This is a genomic window from Yinghuangia sp. YIM S09857 (genome assembly GCF_051388915.1).
Taxonomy (GTDB): domain Bacteria; phylum Actinomycetota; class Actinomycetes; order Streptomycetales; family Streptomycetaceae; genus Yinghuangia.
The window spans coordinates 160,180-179,739 of the sequence record NZ_JBPKBH010000014.1 but is presented as its reverse complement, the minus strand read 5'-3'; the positions used below and the strand labels follow the sequence as shown (position 1 = coordinate 179,739).

At 70.8% G+C, this 19,560-nt stretch carries 15 protein-coding genes, 1 tRNA gene and 1 pseudogene; 11 read left to right on the top strand and 6 right to left on the bottom strand.

Annotation, left to right across the window (positions count from 1 at the left end; all coding sequences use genetic code 11):
- Positions 1 to 3: 3 nt before the first annotated feature.
- Genes ACRX5S_RS27330 through ACRX5S_RS27320 form a run of 3 tightly spaced genes read left to right on the top strand, consistent with a single transcriptional unit; the run spans position 4 to position 3,555 of the window.
- Complete coding sequence (locus tag ACRX5S_RS27330) at positions 4 to 1,716, top strand: asparagine synthetase B family protein (RefSeq protein WP_436775758.1); 1,713 nt, start codon at positions 4 to 6, stop codon at positions 1,714 to 1,716.
- A gap of 28 nt (positions 1,717 to 1,744) precedes the next feature.
- Complete coding sequence (locus ACRX5S_RS27325; RefSeq protein WP_436775757.1) at positions 1,745 to 2,188, top strand: NUDIX hydrolase; 444 nt, start codon at positions 1,745 to 1,747, stop codon at positions 2,186 to 2,188.
- Positions 2,189 to 2,235: 47 nt separating this feature from the next.
- Entirely contained in the window at positions 2,236 to 3,555 is a 1,320-nt protein-coding gene (locus tag ACRX5S_RS27320) for a UDP-glucose dehydrogenase family protein (RefSeq protein WP_436775756.1), read from the top strand.
- Positions 3,556 to 3,737: 182 nt separating this feature from the next.
- Here the strand turns inward: ACRX5S_RS27320 and ACRX5S_RS27315 are convergent, their stop codons facing one another.
- Both ACRX5S_RS27315 and ACRX5S_RS27310 read right to left on the bottom strand, forming a co-directional pair.
- Positions 3,738 to 3,947, bottom strand: a complete 210-nt coding sequence (locus tag ACRX5S_RS27315; protein WP_436775755.1) for a DUF397 domain-containing protein — start codon at positions 3,945 to 3,947, stop codon at positions 3,738 to 3,740.
- Positions 3,940 to 4,800 (bottom strand): helix-turn-helix domain-containing protein, encoded by an 861-nt coding sequence (locus tag ACRX5S_RS27310; protein ID WP_436775754.1) that lies wholly within the window; start codon positions 4,798 to 4,800, stop codon positions 3,940 to 3,942. Before ACRX5S_RS27310 ends, ACRX5S_RS27315 begins: the two co-directional genes overlap by 8 nt.
- A 265-nt stretch (positions 4,801 to 5,065) precedes the next feature.
- On the opposite strand from ACRX5S_RS27310, the gene ACRX5S_RS27305 reads away from it, so the two are divergent.
- Entirely contained in the window at positions 5,066 to 5,530 is a 465-nt protein-coding gene (locus ACRX5S_RS27305; RefSeq protein WP_436775753.1) for a hypothetical protein, read from the top strand.
- Positions 5,527 to 5,757, top strand: a complete 231-nt coding sequence (locus tag ACRX5S_RS27300) for a hypothetical protein (protein ID WP_436775752.1) — start codon at positions 5,527 to 5,529, stop codon at positions 5,755 to 5,757. Before ACRX5S_RS27305 ends, ACRX5S_RS27300 begins: the two co-directional genes overlap by 4 nt.
- A gap of 794 nt (positions 5,758 to 6,551) precedes the next feature.
- Here the strand turns inward: ACRX5S_RS27300 and ACRX5S_RS27295 are convergent.
- Entirely contained in the window at positions 6,552 to 6,701 is a 150-nt protein-coding gene (locus ACRX5S_RS27295; RefSeq protein WP_436775751.1) for a hypothetical protein, read from the bottom strand.
- Positions 6,702 to 7,551: 850 nt separating this feature from the next.
- On the opposite strand from ACRX5S_RS27295, the gene ACRX5S_RS27290 reads away from it, so the two are divergent.
- The gene (locus ACRX5S_RS27290; protein ID WP_436775750.1) at positions 7,552 to 9,528 is read left to right on the top strand and encodes a tyrosine-type recombinase/integrase; all 1,977 of its coding nucleotides are present in this window, start codon (positions 7,552 to 7,554) and stop codon (positions 9,526 to 9,528) included.
- Between the two features lie 251 nt (positions 9,529 to 9,779).
- On the opposite strand, the gene ACRX5S_RS27285 is transcribed toward ACRX5S_RS27290, so the two are convergent.
- A tRNA-Lys gene (locus ACRX5S_RS27285) sits at positions 9,780 to 9,853 on the bottom strand.
- Between the two features lie 372 nt (positions 9,854 to 10,225).
- On the opposite strand from ACRX5S_RS27285, the gene ACRX5S_RS27280 reads away from it, so the two are divergent.
- The 4 genes from ACRX5S_RS27280 (at position 10,226) to ACRX5S_RS27265 (ending at position 16,393) form a co-directional block, all read left to right on the top strand.
- Positions 10,226 to 11,977 (top strand): hypothetical protein, encoded by a 1,752-nt coding sequence (locus tag ACRX5S_RS27280; protein ID WP_436775749.1) that lies wholly within the window; start codon positions 10,226 to 10,228, stop codon positions 11,975 to 11,977.
- 311 nt (positions 11,978 to 12,288) lie between these two features.
- Positions 12,289 to 13,482, top strand: a complete 1,194-nt coding sequence (locus ACRX5S_RS27275) for a hypothetical protein (RefSeq protein ID WP_436775748.1) — start codon at positions 12,289 to 12,291, stop codon at positions 13,480 to 13,482.
- Positions 13,479 to 15,020: a hypothetical protein gene (locus tag ACRX5S_RS27270; RefSeq protein ID WP_436775747.1), complete on the top strand. Its 1,542-nt coding sequence runs from the start codon at positions 13,479 to 13,481 to the stop codon at positions 15,018 to 15,020. Before ACRX5S_RS27275 ends, ACRX5S_RS27270 begins: the two co-directional genes overlap by 4 nt.
- Positions 15,017 to 16,393 (top strand): AAA family ATPase, encoded by a 1,377-nt coding sequence (locus ACRX5S_RS27265; RefSeq protein WP_436775746.1) that lies wholly within the window; start codon positions 15,017 to 15,019, stop codon positions 16,391 to 16,393. The genes ACRX5S_RS27270 and ACRX5S_RS27265 overlap by 4 nt, the downstream gene beginning before the upstream one ends.
- A 286-nt stretch (positions 16,394 to 16,679) precedes the next feature.
- Here the strand turns inward: ACRX5S_RS27265 and ACRX5S_RS27260 are convergent, their stop codons facing one another.
- Both ACRX5S_RS27260 and ACRX5S_RS27255 read right to left on the bottom strand, forming a co-directional pair.
- Positions 16,680 to 17,015, bottom strand: a complete 336-nt coding sequence (locus ACRX5S_RS27260; RefSeq protein WP_436775745.1) for a hypothetical protein — start codon at positions 17,013 to 17,015, stop codon at positions 16,680 to 16,682.
- Between the two features lie 726 nt (positions 17,016 to 17,741).
- Positions 17,742 to 18,185 (bottom strand): hypothetical protein, encoded by a 444-nt coding sequence (locus ACRX5S_RS27255; RefSeq protein ID WP_436775744.1) that lies wholly within the window; start codon positions 18,183 to 18,185, stop codon positions 17,742 to 17,744.
- A gap of 501 nt (positions 18,186 to 18,686) precedes the next feature.
- Here ACRX5S_RS27255 and ACRX5S_RS27250 point away from each other — a divergent pair.
- Positions 18,687 to 19,560, top strand: a pseudogene (locus ACRX5S_RS27250) (transcriptional regulator); the annotation flags it as partial.

Here is a 19,560-nt window from a genome sequence, read left to right as displayed (position 1 = left end):
GTGATGGGTCAGGCACAGCGCCATCGTGGCCCGGACGGCACCGCGCTGACGACGAGTTGCTGCGGTCGGGCGGTGTTGGCGATGAACACGCTGCGGATCGTCGACCCGAAGGCCGCTATCGGGCCTTACACCGACGAGGCGACCGGGATCGTGCTCGCCTTCAACGGCCAGATCTACAACTGGCGTCGCCTCGCCGCGGACTGGGGCATCACCCTCGGCCGCGGCGAGACCGACGCGCACGCGCTGCTGCGGGCTTGGGCCAAGCTCGGCCCCGGCTGCCTGGACGCCCTCGACGGGATGTTCGCCTTCGCCGTGTTCGACCCGCGCGACGGCAGGTTGACCCTGGTTCGGGACCGGCTGGGGGAGAAGCCGCTCTACTGGCGGCTTGACGGACCGAGGGTCGCCTTCGCATCGGAGGTGTCGGCGCTGCTCGGCTATGGTCCGACCGCCGTCGTCGCCCGCGCCGAGATGGCCTCGGTCGAGACCCCGCTGGGAGCCGATACTCCGTTCCAGGGCGTCCAGTTGCTTGAGCCCGGCTGCCTGCTGGTCGTCCATACGGTCACAGGATCGCTGTCCCACCACCGGTGGTGGGACCTTGCCGAGGTGCCGGTTCGTGACCTGCTCGCCTACGGCGATGCTCTGCCGCGCTTCGCGGTCGCGCTCGCCGAGCGTGTTCCGGAGCGTGCGCCTGCGGGCGATTTCGCGTTGCTGCTCTCGGGCGGGATTGACTCGACGATGCTGGCGTACCTAATGCGACCGCAGGTATGCGTCACTGTTCGCTATCCCGGCCGCGATCGCCTGGATGAGTCGCAGGTCGCTGCGGAGATCGCCAAGGACGTCGGTGCCGAACTGATCGTTGTTGAACCGCGGCCGGAAGAGTTCCCGGCCGCACTCGGGCACATGATGGCCGCGCTCGACTACCCGATGGGGAACGCGGCTGTCTTCTCCGAGTACCAGGCATGCCAGACCGTTGCCAAACTCGGGATCCGGGTCGTCGTCGGCGGGCTCGGCCCGGACGAGTTGCTGATGGGCTATGCCCGGCACGCGCTTGCGTTGTTCGGGGCGGGGGCGGTGATGCGGACGCCCGCGCTGCACTCCTATCGTCCTCTCGCGGCGAAGCTTGGCGCCGACGCCGCGACGGGCTGTACGGACGCCGCAGACGCTGCCGCGCGGTTGATGGTCCGTGGCCCGGACCCGGACGGCCGCATCGGAGTCCTGGTCGCGGACTGTTTCGCCCGCGCAGGTGGCGATCCGGCGCGCGGGCTCACCCTCGCCGAGCTGGAGACCGCGTGGCGGCCCTTGGTGCTGACCAGCGACAAGCTCGCCGCAGCGTTCTCGATGGAGCGGCGGTCGCCGTATCTCGCCCGGGACTTGGTCGAGTTGGCTTGGTCGTTGCCCGTGGGGCACAAGATCGCCGAGCCGGGTGTCGGCAAGCGGATCCTGCGGGACGCTGCCCGTACGCTCGGACTGCCGCGTGCGGTGTGGGACAACCGCGACAAGCTCGGGTTCGCCTCCCCGCTCCCGGACTGGCTCGGCAGCGAGCTGCGCGACTGGGCGGACCGGACCATCAGCAGCGCGCTGCCGAAGGCACCGGAGGCGTTCCGGCCGCTGCTGAGGGCCGGACTTGCCGCAGGAGGACGGTTCGACCGCACTCGCACCCTCGCGGTCATGACCGCGAGCTGGTTGTCCCCCGAACCGGTGAGCCAGGCCGCATGAGCGCCAGCAGCGCCCGTACCGTGGGCGGATGCCTGACAGCCACCCGAGCTCCGCCCCGGACCGCGGGGACCGCCCCGAAGGGGCGGTCGCGATCATCGCGAACGCCCACGGCGAGGTGCTGATGCACCTGCGTGACGACATCCCCACGATCGCCTGGCCCGGCTATTGGTCCCTGCTCGGCGGCGGCTGCGACCCGGGCGAGGCCCCGGCTTCCGCGATCGTCCGCGAACTCGCCGAGGAAGCCGGCCTCACGCTCGACCGGCTCACCTTCTGCTTCGCCGAGCCCGACCATCACGGATCGGGGCAACTGATCTCTTTCTTCGCTGGGCGATGGGACGGCGACGAGACCCAACTCCCGCTGGCCGAGGGCGTCAAGCTCCAGTTCTTCGCTCTCGAGCATGTCCTCGGTGCCCTCACCGTCCCGCCGTTCATCCGCGACGGGATCGCCCGCCGCCTCACCACTCACGGCTGACGCCCCTTCTCGGGGGCCTCGGCCCCCAACGGGAAGGACCACTCGTCATGCACATCTCCGTCATCGGCTGCGGCTATCTCGGCGCCACCCACGCGGCCTGCATGGCCGAACTCGGCCACCATGTCCTCGGCATGGACGCCGACGCCGGCCGCGTTGCCGCCCTCAACCAGGCACAAGCCCCGTTCTTCGAACGCGGTCTCGACGACCTGATCGCGAAGCATCTGGCTACCGGCAAACTCCGTTTCACGACCTCCTACGCAGATGCCGCCGAGTTCGGCGACCTGCACTTCCTCGGCGTCGGAACCCCGCAGAAGCCGGGCGATATGGCCGCCGACCTCACCCACCTCGAAGCTGCGGTCCGCCGATTGGCCGTCCACCTCACCCGGGCCTGCGTGATCGCCGGCAAGTCCACCGTCCCGGTCGGAACCGCCGCCCGCCTGACCGAGATTTTCCACGAACTCGCCCCCGCCCGGGACGCGGTCGAGGTCGCCTGGAACCCGGAGTTCTTGCGCGAGTCCCACGCCATCGCCGACACCCTCAGCCCCGACCGTCTCGTCCTCGGCTTTGAAGACCGCCACAGCTTCGCCGAAGCCGCCCTGCGGAACGCCTACGCGCCGCTGATCAACGCCGGGATCCCGCTGATCGTCACCGACCTCGCGACCGCCGAGCTGGTCAAGACCGCCGCGAACGCGTTCCTGGCCACAAAGATCTCGTTCATCAACGCGATGGCCGAAGTCTGCGAAGCGACAGGCGCGGACGTTCACCAACTTGCCGACGCTCTCACGCGCGACCCCAGGATCGGTGCGCTTGGCATGCGCCCCGGCCTCGGGTTCGGCGGCGGCTGCCTGCCCAAGGACATCCGCGCGTTCATGGCCCGCGCCGACGAACTCGGCGTCGACCAGGCGCTGACCTTCCTCCGCGAAGTCGACGCCATCAATACCCGGCGCCGCAGCCGCATCGTCCAGCTCGCCCGCGAACAACACGGCAGCACGCTCAGCGGCGCTCGCATCACCATCTGGGGAGCCGCGTTCAAACCTCGCACCGACGACATCCGCGAATCCCCCGCACTCGACGTCGCCAACCTGCTCCATGAGGCTGGCGCCGTCGTCACCGTCCACGACCCGATGGCCCTCGACAACGCCCGCAAAGCCTTCCCGTACCTGAACTACGACGACGATCCCGCCGACGCCACCGAGGGCGCCGAGCTCCTGCTCCACCTGACCGAATGGGACGACTACCTCGACGTCGACCCTGAACGCCTCCGAGCCCGGGTCGCGCGCCCTAGCGTCATCGATGCTCGCGGCACCCTGGATCCCGCTTCCTGGCGCCGCGCCGGATGGACCTACCGCGCACTCGGCCGACCGTGAACCGTTCTGTGCATGCGGTGTTGCCGGTCAGGTCGAGCTCCACGCATTGCTGACGGGGGCGTGCGCGTCTCGGTGACGTAGCGAGGCCGACGCCCCCTTGGGGGCTGAGATCGGCTCTCGGCAGGGAGCTGCCTGACGGCGCCAAAAACCCCCTGGAGCAGGGGCTTTCGTTCTAAATCGACTCAACGCGTCCGGGCGATGAACGTCCGCCAAGCGGACGCGCTCACCATGAAGGCCGGGCCGTCGGCGGACTTGCTGTCGCGCACTGCGGTGCGTCCGTCCAGGTCGGCGATCATGACGCATCCGTTGCGTTCGGCGCTTGCGGATGACTTGAACCAGTGGACGGCGCCGAGCGCAGAGGCGCGCGGGACCGTGGCGGGTGGCTTAGGCATTCTGGAGGCTTTCCACTCTCTTGGTGATCACAGCGCGGGTGGCATGCGGGTCGAGCGCGATCGTCTCGAAGTGCGTGAACAGGCGGTTGATCCAGCCGATGACCCGCGGGTTGTCCGTCTCTTCAGTGTCTACTACGGAGTCGAGATAGGCGATGCTGAGGTCCGCGGCGGGCTCGAAGCGGAGCAGGGTCACGCCGCCGGCGAATCCGCCCGCGCTCACGTCCTCGGGGATGAGGTGAACGCGCACGTTCGGGCGCTCCATCATGTGGAGGACGTGTTCGAGTTGCGCTCTCAGCACGTCGGTTCCGCCGTGGCGGTAGGTGATTGCTGAGAGCGTGACGACGGCGGTCAAGGCGAAGTCTTCGCGATTGAGAGCGTCTTGGCGTCGTGTACGCGCCTCCACGAGCGTCTCGATCGCTTCCTCGTCCTGTACCAGCGGCCCTGCGGAGATGACCGCGCGAGCGTACTCGGGGATCTGGAGGAGTCCGGGCCAGACGACCGGCTGGTACTCCTTCTCGTGCGAGCACTCGGCTTCATAGCCAATCAGCGCCTGGTAGTTGCCGGTGAGGAAGTTCGAGAACGGTGCGTACGTCCACCAGGTACGAGCCTTCGACTCGTTGAACAAGCCCAACAACTCAGCGCGCTGGTCGTCGTCCACGTCGTAGAGCGCGCAGAGTAGGTTCAGGTCGTCGCGGCTGATGCCGCTCTCGGCGTTCTCGATGCGGCTCAGCTTCGAGTCCGTCAGCTTGACGCGACGCGCGGCCTCACCGAGCGTCCACGGCCGGGCCTTGCGGAGTTCGCGAAACGTCTCGCCGAGGCGCTTCCTCGCGAGTCTGGGCTTTGGCGCGTCCACCCGTCATCCCTCCCGTGGCCAAGTCTGCTGCCGAACGGGTCCATCGTTCCACGGGATTGCTTACTCCAGGCCGTCGATACTTTGCCTTTGCTTTGCCATATGAGATTGCATGTGATTGCTCAGTTGGGCATGGTGTTGATTGCCCGGATCACCATCAGTGATCATCACCATGCGGTGCGCAATGTCGACTGTTCGCCCGCAGGCGACGCGTTTGCGACCAACCGCTAGCGCCTCGGGGGGCGTTGTGCTTCCACAGCAAGAACATGTGAACCATGCGGGCATCGAGTGGCTGAGCGCGGCCACGGACGACCCGCGAACCACTCGCTACAACTGGACGGCCGTCCCGTACGAACACCAACTCGCGCGTCCGGGCCGCCTCTTCGATGCGGTGATCACGCGCGACGACACCGGCGGCAGCGTGCTGGAGCGCCTGGCGGCACGGCTGCAACCGGTCGGCGCGGTCATCAGCGACTCGCGGGCCCGCCACTGGGCGTGGCTCGTCGGCCCCGGCTCCGAGGGGGCGTGGCGGCTGACCGTTGGCCCGCCCGGCGAGGCGAACGTCCGCAGCTGGTACCGCTACATCAACAGTCGGGGAGCGCTCTTGGTCCCGGGCCCGGTACCCGAACCTGGTGCGTGGTTGCGGTGGATCGTGCCGCCGGGTCTGGGGGAGAACCTGACTCCCTTAACCGCGTTGGCGGTTGCCTTCATGGAAGCGGCGCGCGAGCCATGACGGTATTCGCGGTCTGCGTCGCGCTGATCTGGTCGGTGTACGCCATTGAGGGGCTGCGCGTCACGTCCAGCACGCTTGCGGCATGCGGCGACCTGGACTTCGGCGCTGCATCTGAGGGCGACGGCAGCGTGTACGCCCCGCTCGCCGAACCCGTGTTCGCTCCCGCCGCAGAACGCGCCCGTGCCCCGCCGGGGCCTTCAATGGCCAGTCCGTACGGACGCCGATGAACGTTCGCCGGCCTCCGACTTGAACCGCGGCGGTACGACGCAGTCAAGACGTGCGCCCAGGCACCGCATGACGCGGTGCCGGTCAACGCGGACCGCGCCCGAGCCACGCGCCCTACGCGCGAAGTGCAGGTGCCTTTTGCCTTGCTGCCGACACGCAGTCGATCGAGTCGGACACCGCCCCGACGAGCCGAACCCCGAGTCCGCGATCAGCGCGGACATCCCGACCCGGCGCCGTCCCTTGCGTGACGGGCTCGACGTGCCCACCGCACGTGTCGCGACTCGACCGACACGCAGCGGCGCCCGGCGCTGCCGCCACAGCGCCGACGGGCTGCCGCCCGCCCCGTCGCGGGCAGCAGCCCGTTCCACCCGACGGCCACCTCGCCAGATGGAAGGCCAGGGGGCGATTTGCCGCAAGTGACCACCGGGCCCCGTCGGCCGTGCCCGCACTCTGTCCGAACTGGCCAACTATACAGTTGAACGGCAAGGGGGTGGCCACCCGGCTGCACGGTTCTGCAGCCCGCCGTCCACCGCCTGCTGCGCGCTGCCTCCGGCCTATCCCGCGCCAGGTTCGTCTTTTCCGTATGGGGTGTAAGGGTGTTCGAGCGGGCGGGTCGGAGCTGGCCAACGGGCGTCTGCGCTCGTGCACGTCTGCGGAATTGGCATCCGTGCGGGCATCGGCGACGCGGCTCGATTCGGTTGCCGCGCCTTCGCGACCGCCATTGCCGTGCCGCTACGGAGACCCACTCCGACCGCGACCGTCACTCCTCAAGTCTTGGCGTTGGCAAAAGCGCAGGTCAGGGGCAGATCTGCCATTTGCCTGCCCACTGCTGGTCGGTTGCGAGCCGGTGCGGAGCTGTGCGCTTGCGTACGTGCGTCGGGGCGGATGCTGCCATGTGCAGGACCTGACGAACCGTCAGTTCTTCGGATGCCAATTGGTGCTCCATTCCGTACTCCTGTCTCCGCTCCCGTCTGGGCTCCCGCTGAGAATGGAGGACCCCGAACCGGTCGTTTCCGCAGGTCAGGTTCCCTTTTGCCGGTTGTGTAGTGGAGACGACTGTATATAGGAGTCCCGTTCGTGCCCCCTCGATCCACATGCGGCGGCCCGCGCGAGGCGGCGATGTCGCGTTCCGTTGTGATCTCGCTTCGGCGTCCTCCCTGTGTCTGTGCCCGTGTGCTGAGCCTCCCTCCCGCTGTCACCGTCGTTGCGTTCCTTGCCTTCCGTACTGTGCTGCGATCCATCTGTGCGTGGCCGTCTGTGGTCTTCCACTCCGTGGTGACGGTGAACCGGGGGGAGAGAACTGCGGTGCGGTGGTGCCCGGGCGGGCACGGCTGGCCTGGGCGTGCGCGGGACGGCGCCGCACCCGCCCCGTAGTCGGCGCGCCGTGGGGCCGTGTCGGGCCGCGTCGCGCCCGGACGGCTGGCGGGTGGGGTGGTGGGCGGGGCGGCGGTGTTGGGGGCGTGTCGCGGGCGCTGTCGGCCGCCGCGCCCGCCCGGCCTGCCGACGTGGACGCGAAACCCCCTTGGTGCCGGGGGATTTCGTGGTGCACCTCGGTGCGGTCCGCGGGCGGTGCAGCGTTGCGCGTCCGCGCGTGACCGGATCGATACCTCCAGGGCTGTCGTTTCGGGGCGGCGGATCCTCCGTACAGGGTGCCGGGACTTGACCCGGGGGCGGGTGCAGAGCGATCGATCGTCGTCGGCACCAGCGGATTCCGCCCGCTCGGGCGATCCGCTGGTGGCCGGCGAGCTCGCGAATCCGCTGATCCATCAAGGGGAGTTGGTGTTCCCGTGTCTGGGATGACGTTCAAACGCTGCGGCTGCAAGGCCCCTGTGCTCCACCCCGACGGCAGCCCTGTTCGGGGTGAGGACGGTCGGGTCAAGCGCCGGGAGTTGGGTGCGGGGTGTCCGAGATTGCGCCGCAAGTCGGGGAGTTGGTCGCCGACGCACGGGACGTGGTGGTGGCTGCTGGAGGTCCCGACGGCGCCGGGGGTGAAGCGGCGGCATCTGCGGCAGGGCGGGCACCCCAGCGAGTCGAAGGCGTCCGAGGTGATGGATGCGGTGGTGCGGTTGTTGGGGGTTGCGGACCTGGCGGATGACCCGTGGGACGCGCGTACCCGGATCGCGGACTTGGTGCAGGCGGCAATTCGGGCGAAGGAGCCGCTGCCGGACTATGACGAGACCCGGCGTCGGGTGCGGTCGACCAGGCCGGTGGACGAGATCCTCACCGTGGAGCAGTGGCTGCGGGAGTGGTTCGCGGGGAAGAAGGACGTGCGGGCGACGACCCGCAGGTGTTACGAGTCGCACCTGCGGTTGTACCTGATCCCGTACCTGGGGAAGGTGCGGTTGGACCGGTTGCGGGTGGCGCACCTGAACGCGATGTTCGCCGCGATCGAGGACCGTAATGAGGAGATCGCCGCGAACAACGCGCACAGGCACGCCGTACAGAGGGCCGCGAAGGCCGCGTGGCACGCCCACGACTCGGACGCCGCACGCAAAGCTCGGGCTCGGTTGGCGGAACTGCCGCCGCTTAAACGGGAGGTGAGCGCCGGGTCGCGGCAGCGGATACGCGCGACGCTGCGGTCGGCGTTGTCGGACGCGGCCGCGCAGGAGCTGGTGACGGTGAACGTGGCCAAGCTGGTGAAGTTGGCGTCGGGGGCGAAGCCGCGGGCGTTGATGTGGACGCGGGAGCGGGAGGCGGCGTGGCGCAAGACCGGTGAGGTGCCGTCGCCGGTGATGGTGTGGACCGCGGAGCAGACAATGCGGTTCCTCGCCCGGGCGGCGAAGGCGAAGAACGTGTACCCGCTGTTCCATCTGGTGGCGATGACCGGGCTGCGGCGCGGAGAGGTGATCGGGCTGCGCTGGGTAGACCTGGACCTGGGGTACCAGGTCGCCGGGCGTACGGGGGTCGGGGTGCTGCATGTGCGCGAGCAGATCGTGCAGTTGGGATGGGAGACCGTGACCGGCAAGCCGAAGTCCGATGCCGGGGAGCGCAGCGTCGCGCTCGCCGCGGACACGGTGCACCTGCTGCGGGTACACCGGAACCGGCAGAACGCCCGCCGGGGTGCGTCGGGTACGCAGCCGAAGGACCATCCCGGGTACGTGTTCACCGACGACCAGGGTGCACCTCTGCACCCGGCGCGGGTCACGGACCTGTTCCATCAACTCAGCCGCGAGGCCGACCTGCCGCCGATCCGGCTGCACGACCTGCGGCACGGCGCCGCCACCCATGCCCTCACTGCGGGGGTGGACGTGAAGGTCGTCCAGGACATGCTCGGGCACTCGTCCTCAGTGCTGACCCGGGACACGTACACGTCGGTTGCGGACGAGGCGAAGCATGCTGCCGCGGACGCGATCTCCGCGTTCCTGAACGCGGCGGACTCGACGCGCAAACAGCCCCGGCCGCTGCCCAAGCTGCAACTACCCACCGCCGAACGCCTGTACGGGGCCGCAGGGTCCTCGGCGTACGCGCGGCGGATCAACCTCGACCCACGCCTCGAACCCCACGCAGGAACCGGCTGGGAACTCGCCGCGGAACGCCAGCACGCCGGCACCTGGCATGTCCTCCGCAACGGCGAGGTCGTCGGTGTCATCGAACGCCGGACGACCAGCACCGGCGCCAACACCCTCGGCTGGCACGCGACTCGGCGCGGCACGGACGTCACCGTCGGCGCCAACAACGCGGGGCTGTACCGGTCGCGTGATCTCGCCGCTGCGGCGGTCATCCACGTGGAGACGGCGGTCCCGGACAACGTCCGCTCGCTGCGACCGGCATGACAGCCTCCGCACCGCGTCGGGCCCGGCCATCCCGGCTGGGCCCGAAGCGTGGTGCGTATGTGCGCGGTGGGTGCTCGTGGCAGTCGTCAGCCCGCCACCGGAGGCCAACCACCACACAGCGCGGGGAAATCGATCAAGCGAAATGACCGTGATCGAACGCTGGCTCCCACCACGCTCCCACCACAACATCAAAAACGACAAGGGCGCCCTCGTCGAAACGAGAACGCCCAGGTCAGGGTACTGATCATTTGTGCGCCGCCAGGGACTCGAACCCCGGACCCGCTGATTAAGAGTCAGCTGCTCTAACCAACTGAGCTAGCGGCGCTTGTTGCGATGGGTAGACATTAGCAGGGGGAGGGGGAGATCAAAAAATCGGCGAGGGGGGAAGGAAGGGGAGGGGGCGGTCGGGGTGGGGAGCGGGGGGTGGGGGGCAACGGAGGCGGATGGGCGGGAGAGCGGGGAGGGGTGAGAGGTGGGGGATTGGGTGGAGGTGGGTAAGGGGGTGAGGGGGCTGGAGTAGGTCTTGGGGAGGACTTTTTGGAGGACGTGGGGAGGACGCCTCTTTCCGGACATGTGCAAAGTGGTCCCCGCGTGTAGCTCACGACGGGTACCGTCAGGATCACGGGCCGCCACACTTTGCTTCGTTGTAGGTTGACGGTCCAAAACCGTGGGCCGTGCATCTCTGGGGAGGACGCCGATGGCCATGCGGCAGGGTGGCGGCTCCTCGATGCCGGGGAACGTGCGTCTCAAAGCGCTGCGCCACGCCAAGGGGTGGGTTTCCCAGCAGCAGCTTGCGGACGCCTTCGAGAAGAAGGCGCTGGAGTGCGGGCTGCGGCTCGCCGTGAGCGTGCGCCAGGTGCGGCGGTGGGAGAGTGCGGATCCACCGTGGCCGACGCCTGATTATCAGAAGGTCCTCCAGGAGTTGTTCGGCTGTCAGTTGGCGGATCTGGGGTTCACGCCGCCGTGGCAGGCCGATCTCGATGCGGCGGGGCCGGCGCCGGGGGCGGGTACGCCGCCGCAGCATCCGCGGGGGTACGTGTCCGGGCCGGTGAACGGGGCGGCAGACACGCCCAGACCGCCGCCGCGGCCCGGTGGGTACCGGTTCACGCCGCGGGCGCACCGGATGGCGGACGAGGGACGCGAGCCTCCGAACCAGCGCGTCTTACCCCGCGCCGCGCCGCCGCCCGGCGGGATACCGCCCGCACCCGGGCTGATGCCCGAGCCGGCGCGTCACGTCGAGCCCGAGGCGGACTTCAATGCGCCCGGTGGGTACCGCCGTTCGTCCGGTCTGATCCTGCCCGGGCAGGTCGGGCCGCACGGTGGGTTGCCGGGTGGGCCGGAGGAGCATCCGCTACCGCGGTCCGCGCGGCCCGATCGGTTGCGGGCGGCGACGCCGGCGCTGCTGCGGGCGGTCGACCGCGTGGAGCGGGTCGGCGGACTGCCGGACCTCACCGAGGCGGTGCCGGGGCCGGGGCGGGTCGGGCGGCTGGGGTCGCCGGTGGCGGACCAGTACGCGCGGCTGACCGCTTCGTACCGGCAGATGTACTGGGTCGCACCGGCGTTGATGACGTACGACCCCGTGGTGAACCACGTGCTGCTGGGCGACAAGCTGTTGAAGGCACCCGGGCCCGCCCGGCCGCGCCGTGTGCTGGCGGCGTCGGTGGCGGAGACGGCGCTGCTCGCGGGGCGCATCGCCTTCTTCGACCTGGGCAGTGAGTCGATCGCCCGGCGGTTCTACCAGTTGGCCGACCAGGCGGCCTACGAGGCGCAGGAACCGCTGTTGCGGCAGGCGGTGTTCGCGCACCAGGCGTTCATGCCGGCGTTTGCGGGACGCGGTCCCGAGGCGCGGGCGATGATCGCACGGGCCAACAATCCCGGGGCACTTGCCGATGCGGGTGCCCCCGCGCTGATGCGGTCCTGGCTGTGCTCGGTGAACGCCGAGATCGAGTCGATCATCGGCGACAAGGACCTCGCCCTCCACCTGATGGACCGGGCCGAAGACCTGCTCTGCCATCCCGACGAGCACGAAGTCCCCGCCTGGCTGGACTTCTTCGACTCCTCGCGCCTGTGGGGCTTCCGGGGCACGGCGGAGCTCGCCGCGAAGCGGTACGACGCGGCGCGCGACGCCCTGACCGACGCACTCGGCGACCTCCCGGCCAACTCGTCGAAGCAGCAGGCCGTGACGTGTGCGGGCCTCGCCCGGGTCGCCGCCGCCAGCGGCGATGTCGACGAGGCGAGCGGCATGTTGTCGCGGGCGCTCGAAGCGCTGACGAAGCAGTGGTACTCGGTCGCGATGGACCGCGTGTGGCAAGTCCGGCGCGAACTCGAACCGTTCAAGAACGCGCACTGCATACGGCGCCTCGACCAGGAGCTGTCCGCATGGCAGAACGGGCAGCCCGCGCTCGAACTCCCGTCGGAGGAAGGCGGGAACCCGCCGGCGCTGATGTGACGGGACGTACGGACGCGAACGAACACCCGTAGCCCCAGCCACACCAACCTCAGCCACACCAACCGGGCCACATCAACCCCGGCCACACCAACCGGGCCACACCAACCCCGGCCACACCAGCCCAGCCACACAGCCCCAGCCACACAGCCCCAAGAGCCCTCCCCACAGCCCCCGACAACCCCCGCCCGCACCTCGAAAACAGGTTGCGGCACGCGGACTCCACCCGAATGGCCTGCGTTGTCGCACACATGGGACACACTGTGGCGGGACCGCAACAAGCCCCACGACGGTACGGAGCCGCAGACCACGACATGGGCACCACCGACTCACGACTCGACCTGCTGCGGGGGTCGTTGCCGACGCGCAACCACAATGCGCGCACGGTGGCGGCGCTCGCCGCCAACCCCGGCTGTGCGCGACGCGGTGTGATGGACGCCGCCGGGATAGACAAGACCGTGCTGGCCGCCCGCCTCGGGTTCCCTATGGCGTACGGACAGTCCCCCTTCGCGATCGTCCGCGGCCACGCGTTCGAGGCGCTGGTGAAGGAGGACGCGGGCGCCCTGCTGCGCGCGCTGCTCCACGAGACCCTCGGGGTCGCGCCCGAGGACGTCGGCGAGGGCGACTACGCCGAGCTGGGCGGCGAGCCGCCCGAGGACGCGCCGGACGCGGCCAAGCGCCCCGGGCGCGAGGAGCGCGTCGCACGCACCCGGTCCGCACTCCGGCGCGCGTTGGCGGACGCGCGCCCCGGCCTGTGCGCGATCCTCGACCACCCCCTCCTGCCCCTGGACGTCGCCGGGACGCGCGCGTACCTGGAGCCCGACGCCATGGCATGCCTGGTCGCCGGGAAGCTGCACGTGGTCGAGATCAAGTCCTTCTCGGTGATCGACGGCACCGCGGACCCGGCCAAGCTCGCCTCGGCCGCGCGGCAGGCTGCGGTGTACGTGCTGGCCCTCCAGCAGACCGCGGCCGCCCTCGGCCACCCGCCCGAGGTGGTGTCCACCGACGTCGTCCTCGTCTGCCCCCGCGACTTCTCGAACCAGCCGACCGCCGCGCTGCTCGACATCCGCAAGGAACTCGCGGTCACACGCCGCCGCCTGGCCCGCCTCGCGCGGGTGGACGACCTGCTCGGCGTCCTGCCGCTCGGACTGACGTTCGACCTCGACGAGGAGGCGGGCCAGGCCGCGGTCGCGCGCGCGGTCGGGGCGGTGCGGGCCGCGTACGTCCCGGACTGCCTGTCCACCTGCGAGCTCGCGCACTTCTGCCGGTCGGAGGCCCGTGCGTGCGCGGGCGGGAACGGGGCCGGCGGGCTCGTCGGCACACTCGGCACCGGCATCCGCGGCGAGCTCGGCGGCATAGAGGACATCGGGCGCGCGCTTGATCTCGCCGACGGCAAGTGTGCGCCGGAGCGCGGCGAGGAGGAGATCGCGCGCCTGCTCCGGCGCGCGGAGGCGCTGCGCCGCGAGGTCCTGGCGGACGCCGCGGCGCCGGCGGGAGCGGTCTCGTGAGCGCGGTCGCGGCGCTCGGTCGGCTCCGGGCCGCCGCCACGGGGTACGCGCAGCCCGCCGCCACCGTGCGGCACCGGCATCTGTCCGACCGGCCCGTGGTCTTCGTGCCCTACACGATGTCCGGCGAGGCTTTCGCCCCGCTCGCGGCCCTCGTCGGCGACGACCCGGCCGCGCCGCACCTGCTCGTGGTGCCCCAACCCCGTGACCGCGCACGCCGGTTCGCCCACGTGGCCGGCCTGGCCACGGTGCTGCTGCCGTACCTCACCGAGTACATCGCCAAGACGGAGACGGTCGAGCGCCGCAACGACGACGCGTACGAACGTGCGCTCGACGCCCCGCAGGTCATCGTCCCGTCGAGCGGCGGAATCGAGTACGTGCGCCTGCTCGGGCGTTCGACGCGCTTCCGGCGCAGCGAGGGCGAGTACGCGGTGCACCCGGACGTCCCGCTGCTCGGCCGCTGGAGCACCTGGCTGGCCGAACGCGCGCGTACGCCCGGCTCCTGCGTCCTCCTGGCCCTCACCGACCTGCTCACGCAGACCTGGGCAACCGGCCAGAGCGATCTGGAGAACGGCGAACTCGCCGCGCTCATGGGGTGGATCGACCCCGATCCCGGACGCACCGGCGTCGACACGGCCCGGGACGCGGAGGGCGCGCCGCCCGCGGGCCCGGCGTCCGCACCGGAGTTCGACCAGCGGCTCGCCCCGCTCATCGCCGCCTACGACACCGCGGTACGCGCCGAGGACCCGCATGTGGCGGCCCGCGCAGAGGAGCGCATCCGCGATGCGCTGGGCGCCGAACTGATGCCGACCTGGCGACGTATGTGGCGCGGCATCGAACTGCTGCGCGAACTCCCGGTCGGCGCCTCGGTGGCGGGCCGCTGGGAGACCGACCGCATGTCGTACAGCCTGTTCGCGGCCGACCTGGAGAGCCCGGACTCGCGTCCGCAGCCGCGCATCCCCGGCGCGGTCGCCGCAGCGCAGCAACTCCACCGGCGCGAGCAGGCGCAGGCCCGCCTGGAGACCGAACAACTGCGCGACGACCCGCTGTTGATGGCGAGCGCACGGCTGGTCGGCCAGGCATTCCGGGGGCGGATCGTGTCGGTCGAGGCGGACCGCATGGTGACCGAGCCCGGCAAGAAGCAGGCCCGGCCAAGGCCGTTGATGGTCCTTCAGACCTCGGACGAGCCGCTGCTGCCCCTCGACACCGAACTGGAGTGCGTCGAACGCCCCAAGGCGAAGGCGAAGTTGGTCGCGGTCGTCGAGGGCCCGGGCGGCACGCGCGAAGTGCTCGTCGAACTGACGGGCGGGATGGGGCGCGGAAAGAAGCCGGAGGAGGGGAGCATCCCCGAGGAAGGCGAGCTGCTGTGCTGGACGGTCGCCGCGTCCGGTTTCCGAGGAGGCCCGAAGTGGCCTGCCGCGGAAGAGACTCCGTGGACCCACGGCGGCCCGCCCGAGCCGCGTCCCGAGCCCGCCGAGGACGGCGCGCCGCGGGAACCCGACGAGGAGGAATTGGCCGCAGCGCAGGAGGAGTGGGCATGACCGGGCCGAACAGCCTCTTCCCGGGCCTGGGTTCCGACCCGGGAGCGGACACGAACCACGATCCCGGCAAGGCCGCGGGACGCGTCACCGCCGCGGTCCTCGCCGACCTCGCGTCCGGCCGCCACCGCGGCGTCGTCGTGGACTCGCCGCCCGGCGCCGGCAAGTCCACGCTGGTGGTCCGGGCCGCCGCGGAGATCGCCGGACGCGGCGACCGGCTGATGATCGTCGCGCAGACCAACAACCAGGTCGACGACCTGCTGCTGCGGCTGGCCGAGGACCATCCGAACCTGGTGCTGGGGCGCCTGTCGGCCGCCGACTACCGCCCCGGTGAGGACCTCGCGGCCACCCCGGTGCAGATCGAGGGCAAGGCGGGCGACCTCGACGGCTGCGAGATCGTGGTGTCCACCGCCGCGAAGTGGGCGTTGGTGGACGACCGGCGGTGGTCCTGGGCCATCGTGGACGAGGCCTACCAGATGCGGTCGGACGCGTTGCTGCTCGTCGCGCGGCTGTTCGACAAGGCGCTGTTCGTGGGCGACCCGGGCCAGTTGGACCCGTTCGCGACCGTCGACGCCGGGCAGTGGCACGGGCTGACGTACGACCCCTCGCAGAGCGCGGTCGCGGTACTCCGCCGCCACAACCCCGAACTCCCGGTACACCGACTGCCGGTGTCCTGGCGCCTCCCGGCCACCGCCGCGCCGCTGGTGTCCGAGGCGTTCTACCCGTTCACACCGTTCCGCTCGGGCACCGAACGCCGGGACCGTGCTCTGCACTTCGAGTCCGGACGTCGTGGGGATGCGTACGACGAGGTCGTGGACGTCGCGGCGAAGTCCGGCTGGGGGCTGCTCGAACTGCCGCCCGGCTTCACGCTGCCCTCGGACGACGAAACGGTGCGTACGGTTGCGGAGTTGGCCGCCCGGGTGTTGGCCCGCCGAGGCAGCGCGGTCTCCGAGCGCGGCGAAAACCCGTTGGACGCGGGCCGGATCGCGGTCGGCGTCAGCCACCGCGAGCAGCGGTCGCGCGTCGAGGCGGCGCTGCTCAAGCTGGAGGCGGAGGTGCCGGGCGCGCGCAACATCGTGGTCGACACCGCGAACCGGCTCCAGGGACGGGAGTTCGACGTCACGGTCTTCCTCCACCCGTTGTCCGGGCGGCGGGACGCCACCGCGTTCCACCTGGAGACCGGACGCCTGTGCGTGCTGGCGTCCCGCCACCGCCACGCGTGCCTGGTGGTCGCGCGTGCCGGAATCCCCGAACTGCTGGACGCCCACCCGTCGTCCGAGCCGGTGCACCTCGGCCTTCCGGTGTCGTTCCCGGACGGCTGGGAGGCGAACCAGGCCGTCCTGGGCACGCTCGCGGACAACTGCGTGGAGCTGTGAAGTCGAGCTGTGAAGCCGAGCTGTGAAGTCGAGCTGTGAAGTCGAGCTGTGAAGCCGAGCTGTGAAGCCGAGCTGTGAAGCCGAGCTGTGAAGCCGAGCTGTGAAGCGGGGCTGTTATGGGGAGCTGTGACGTGGAGCTTGTGGGCAGCCGTGAACTGGAGCTGTGACCGCGGCGTCGGTGGAACCGGGTGACCGCGCAGTCAGGGACGCGGTGAGCGCGCCGTCAACGGAGCTGTGACCGCGAAGTCGTCACCACGATATGTGCGCAGGCAGCGGGGCGGTGAACTCACTCGCCCCGCTTGGCGATCAGCCGTTCGCCGTACTCGATCATCTTGACCGTGTAGCCCTCGCTCCAGCCCGTCCGGGCCGCGATCTGGGCCGGTTCGAGCCGGTCGAACCGCCTGCGGTCGGCGAGCCGTGCCACCGCTATGGCCTGGTAGTCGACCGCACGGTCCGCGGCGGCCCGGAAGGCCTCCGCGAGCTGCGTGGCGCGGTCGAGCATGACCCCGGGGTCGGTGAGGTCGTCCAGGTCGAAGAACCGCTCTTCCTCGCGCTCGAACACGGCGGGTTCAAACAGCAGCCGCGCGGGACGAATGCGTGGCTTGGACGGCTCCGGCGGCATGGTCTGCTCCTCCTGCGTGGTCGCGGCCCCGTGACAACGATGTGGGCATGCCCACTGGCGTTGCGACTACGCACACGACCGACCGGTAACCGCGATCTTGCGGGGGGCGTACGTCCCCAACGCTCGTCTCAATCATGCCCGAGCCGGGGCAAAACGCGACGGTTCCCCGACCTGGCGGGGTCGGGGAACCGGCTGGGGAGTTCGCGCCCGATCTGACGGGCGGTACCAAGGCGGGGATCGGGCCCGTCGGGCCATCGGTCAGGTCCGGGATCGGTGTTGCGATCGGGACCGGGGTCGGGGCTCCGGGGACCGCGCTACGGAGGTCGCGCTTCCCGGATCGCGGCTGCCGACCACTGGGGGGTGGGTCCGGCACAGGGATGCCGCGGGGAGCGGGGTGTGCGGCGTGGCGGCGCCGGGAAGCCCCAGGGAAGTTCCGCGTGCGTCGGCCGAACGCCTGTGCGGTGTGGCGGCGTTGCCGCACGCTTCCGCCATCCGGCGTCGGGCCGTGGCGACTTCGGCGACTGCCGCGACATCGGGCAACTTCAGGCAGGTTCGCCGACTTCCGCCGGGTGACACGTGTGTGACGGCGACTCCGATGACTCCGACGACTGTCGGGGAGTCGAATGGTGCGTACCGGCCGAGGCGAGTCGGACAAGGGGGAGCCGCTCAGTCAGGAACCTCGGCCGGTACGAATGTGGGGGTCTCAGCAGACCCGTTGCGGGGGCTTCAGGAGGCCCGTGGGCGGGAGTCGGCGAGCGTTCTCGCCGCCTCCGCTATGGCGGCCCGCACGTGGTGCAGCGCGGTGAGCCGTCCTTCGGGGCTGGGCGGTACCAGCCACACCAGCGGCCCGTCCTCGCAGTCCGCGGGGGGCACGGTGATCCAGGCTCCGCGGCCGTGGTGGCGCGGACCGACCGCGCGCTGCCGGGCCGCGGGGGCGGCGGTCGCCGGGGGGACCAGGAATCCGATGCGGCGGTAGCGCCGGTCGGAGATCACCGGTCCCACCGCGACGCGGTGGGCGTACAGGGCTCCCAGAGCCTCGAATCCGAGCCGGTCCTCGACCTCGATGACGTCGAAGGTCTCGCCGGCCGCGACCAGGCGCGGGGCGTGCGGGTTCCGGATCATGTCCTGCGGCACCACGGCCGTCCTGCTGCGGTTGACGTCGGCGTTCAACGGAGGCGTCCTCTCTCGTCGGTGCGTGGGCCGTGGTCTGAGCCGTGGATGTCGTGCGGTCCTTGCCGTTCGTGCGGTTCTTGCGGTCCTGCGGTCCTTGCGGTTCGTGCAGTCCGTGCCGTCTGTGCGGTGCCTGTGGTCCAAGCAGTCCGTGTGGCAGTCCGTCTGGCCTGTGTCGCCCGTGTGGTCCGCGGGTGCTCCGGGAGTGGTCCGTTGGTTCCCCGCGTCCGGTACCGGGCCTGACGTTGTGTCAGGACGTCCTCCTGTGCGTCCTCCCGTCGTCCTGACATCGATGCAATCAGGTCGGCACCGTGTGTGACGAGGTCGCCGTCGGGGACTTCTGGAGGACTCGTGGAGGACTCTTGGCCCCTATGGGGCCTCAACCGATGGCGGCGCGGGTCCTCTGGCTCCAGGATCGTGAACCAGCAGCCCTCCCCTCCGTCTCCTTCCGCAGTCCGGTACCCGCCACGGCGACGTCGCGGCGGCCGGTGCGGTGCGGGCATGCCCTTCATCACCCTGCGCGTGGAGGACGCGGTGCAACGACGTAACTTTCTTGCCGGTGCCGCCGGCGTGGCCGCGGGAGTCAGCGCGGGCACGCCGGGGCGCGCCGCGGCCGGCACCCGCGGATCCGGCCCCACATCCGTTCCCGGCTCCGGGGCCGCCGACCCCATGGCGTACGCCCGGACCACCGCCCGCCTGCGCGAGGAGTACTGGACCAAGGAGCCGGCCCACCTGCTGCCCAAGGTCGCGCGGCACGCCCGTATCGGCGCCCGGCTCATGACCGGCCGCCCCGACCCGCGGCTCGCCGCCGCGTTGGCCGAATCCGCGCTGCTGGTCTCGCGCATAGCCTTCTTCGACCTGCAACTGGGCGCCGAGCAGGTCGAATCCTGGCAGGACCTCGCCCTTGCGGCGGCCGAATCGGCCGGCGACGGGGCGCTCGGCGCGGCCGTGTTGGGCCACATGGCCTTCGCCCCGGCCTGGTCGGGGCGCGGGGGAGAGGCGCGCGGCCGTCTCGACGCCGCCCGTGAGTGTGCTTCTCGCGGCGGTGCGGGGCCCGTCATCCACGCGTGGATCGACGCGGTCGCGTCCGAGGCCGAAGTACGCCTCGGCAATCCGGGCGGCGCGTTCCCCCTGCTCGACCGGGCCGCGGACGTCCTGCATCCGTCGCGGACCACGGCCGGCTCGTGGTCCGCCTCGGGGCCGCCGGCTTGGCTCGACTGGTTCTCGGGGCCGCGCCTCGACGGCTTCCGGGGCGCCGCGGAACTCGCCGCCGGGCGTACCGACCATGCGAAGGCCACGCTGCACCGCACCCTCGCGGGGCTCGCCCCCGACGCGGACAAGCAGCGCGCGGTCACGCTGGCGGACCTGGCGGCGG

What these genes read in the sequence shown, in the direction of transcription:
- ACRX5S_RS27300 (WP_436775752.1), top strand. Translation starts at nt 5,527, where the DNA reads ATGACGGTATTCGCGGTCTGCGTCGCGCTGATCTGGTCGGTGTACGCC.
- ACRX5S_RS27260 (WP_436775745.1), bottom strand. Translation starts at nt 17,015, where the DNA reads ATGCCGCCGGAGCCGTCCAAGCCACGCATTCGTCCCGCGCGGCTGCTG.
- ACRX5S_RS27325 (WP_436775757.1), top strand. Translation starts at nt 1,745, where the DNA reads ATGCCTGACAGCCACCCGAGCTCCGCCCCGGACCGCGGGGACCGCCCC.
- ACRX5S_RS27290 (WP_436775750.1), top strand. Translation starts at nt 7,552, where the DNA reads ATGACGTTCAAACGCTGCGGCTGCAAGGCCCCTGTGCTCCACCCCGAC.
- ACRX5S_RS27275 (WP_436775748.1), top strand. Translation starts at nt 12,289, where the DNA reads ATGGGCACCACCGACTCACGACTCGACCTGCTGCGGGGGTCGTTGCCG.
- ACRX5S_RS27320 (WP_436775756.1), top strand. Translation starts at nt 2,236, where the DNA reads ATGCACATCTCCGTCATCGGCTGCGGCTATCTCGGCGCCACCCACGCG.
- ACRX5S_RS27330 (WP_436775758.1), top strand. Translation starts at nt 4, where the DNA reads ATGGGTCAGGCACAGCGCCATCGTGGCCCGGACGGCACCGCGCTGACG.
- ACRX5S_RS27265 (WP_436775746.1), top strand. Translation starts at nt 15,017, where the DNA reads ATGACCGGGCCGAACAGCCTCTTCCCGGGCCTGGGTTCCGACCCGGGA.
- ACRX5S_RS27280 (WP_436775749.1), top strand. Translation starts at nt 10,226, where the DNA reads ATGGCCATGCGGCAGGGTGGCGGCTCCTCGATGCCGGGGAACGTGCGT.
- ACRX5S_RS27315 (WP_436775755.1), bottom strand. Translation starts at nt 3,947, where the DNA reads ATGCCTAAGCCACCCGCCACGGTCCCGCGCGCCTCTGCGCTCGGCGCC.
- ACRX5S_RS27295 (WP_436775751.1), bottom strand. Translation starts at nt 6,701, where the DNA reads ATGGAGCACCAATTGGCATCCGAAGAACTGACGGTTCGTCAGGTCCTG.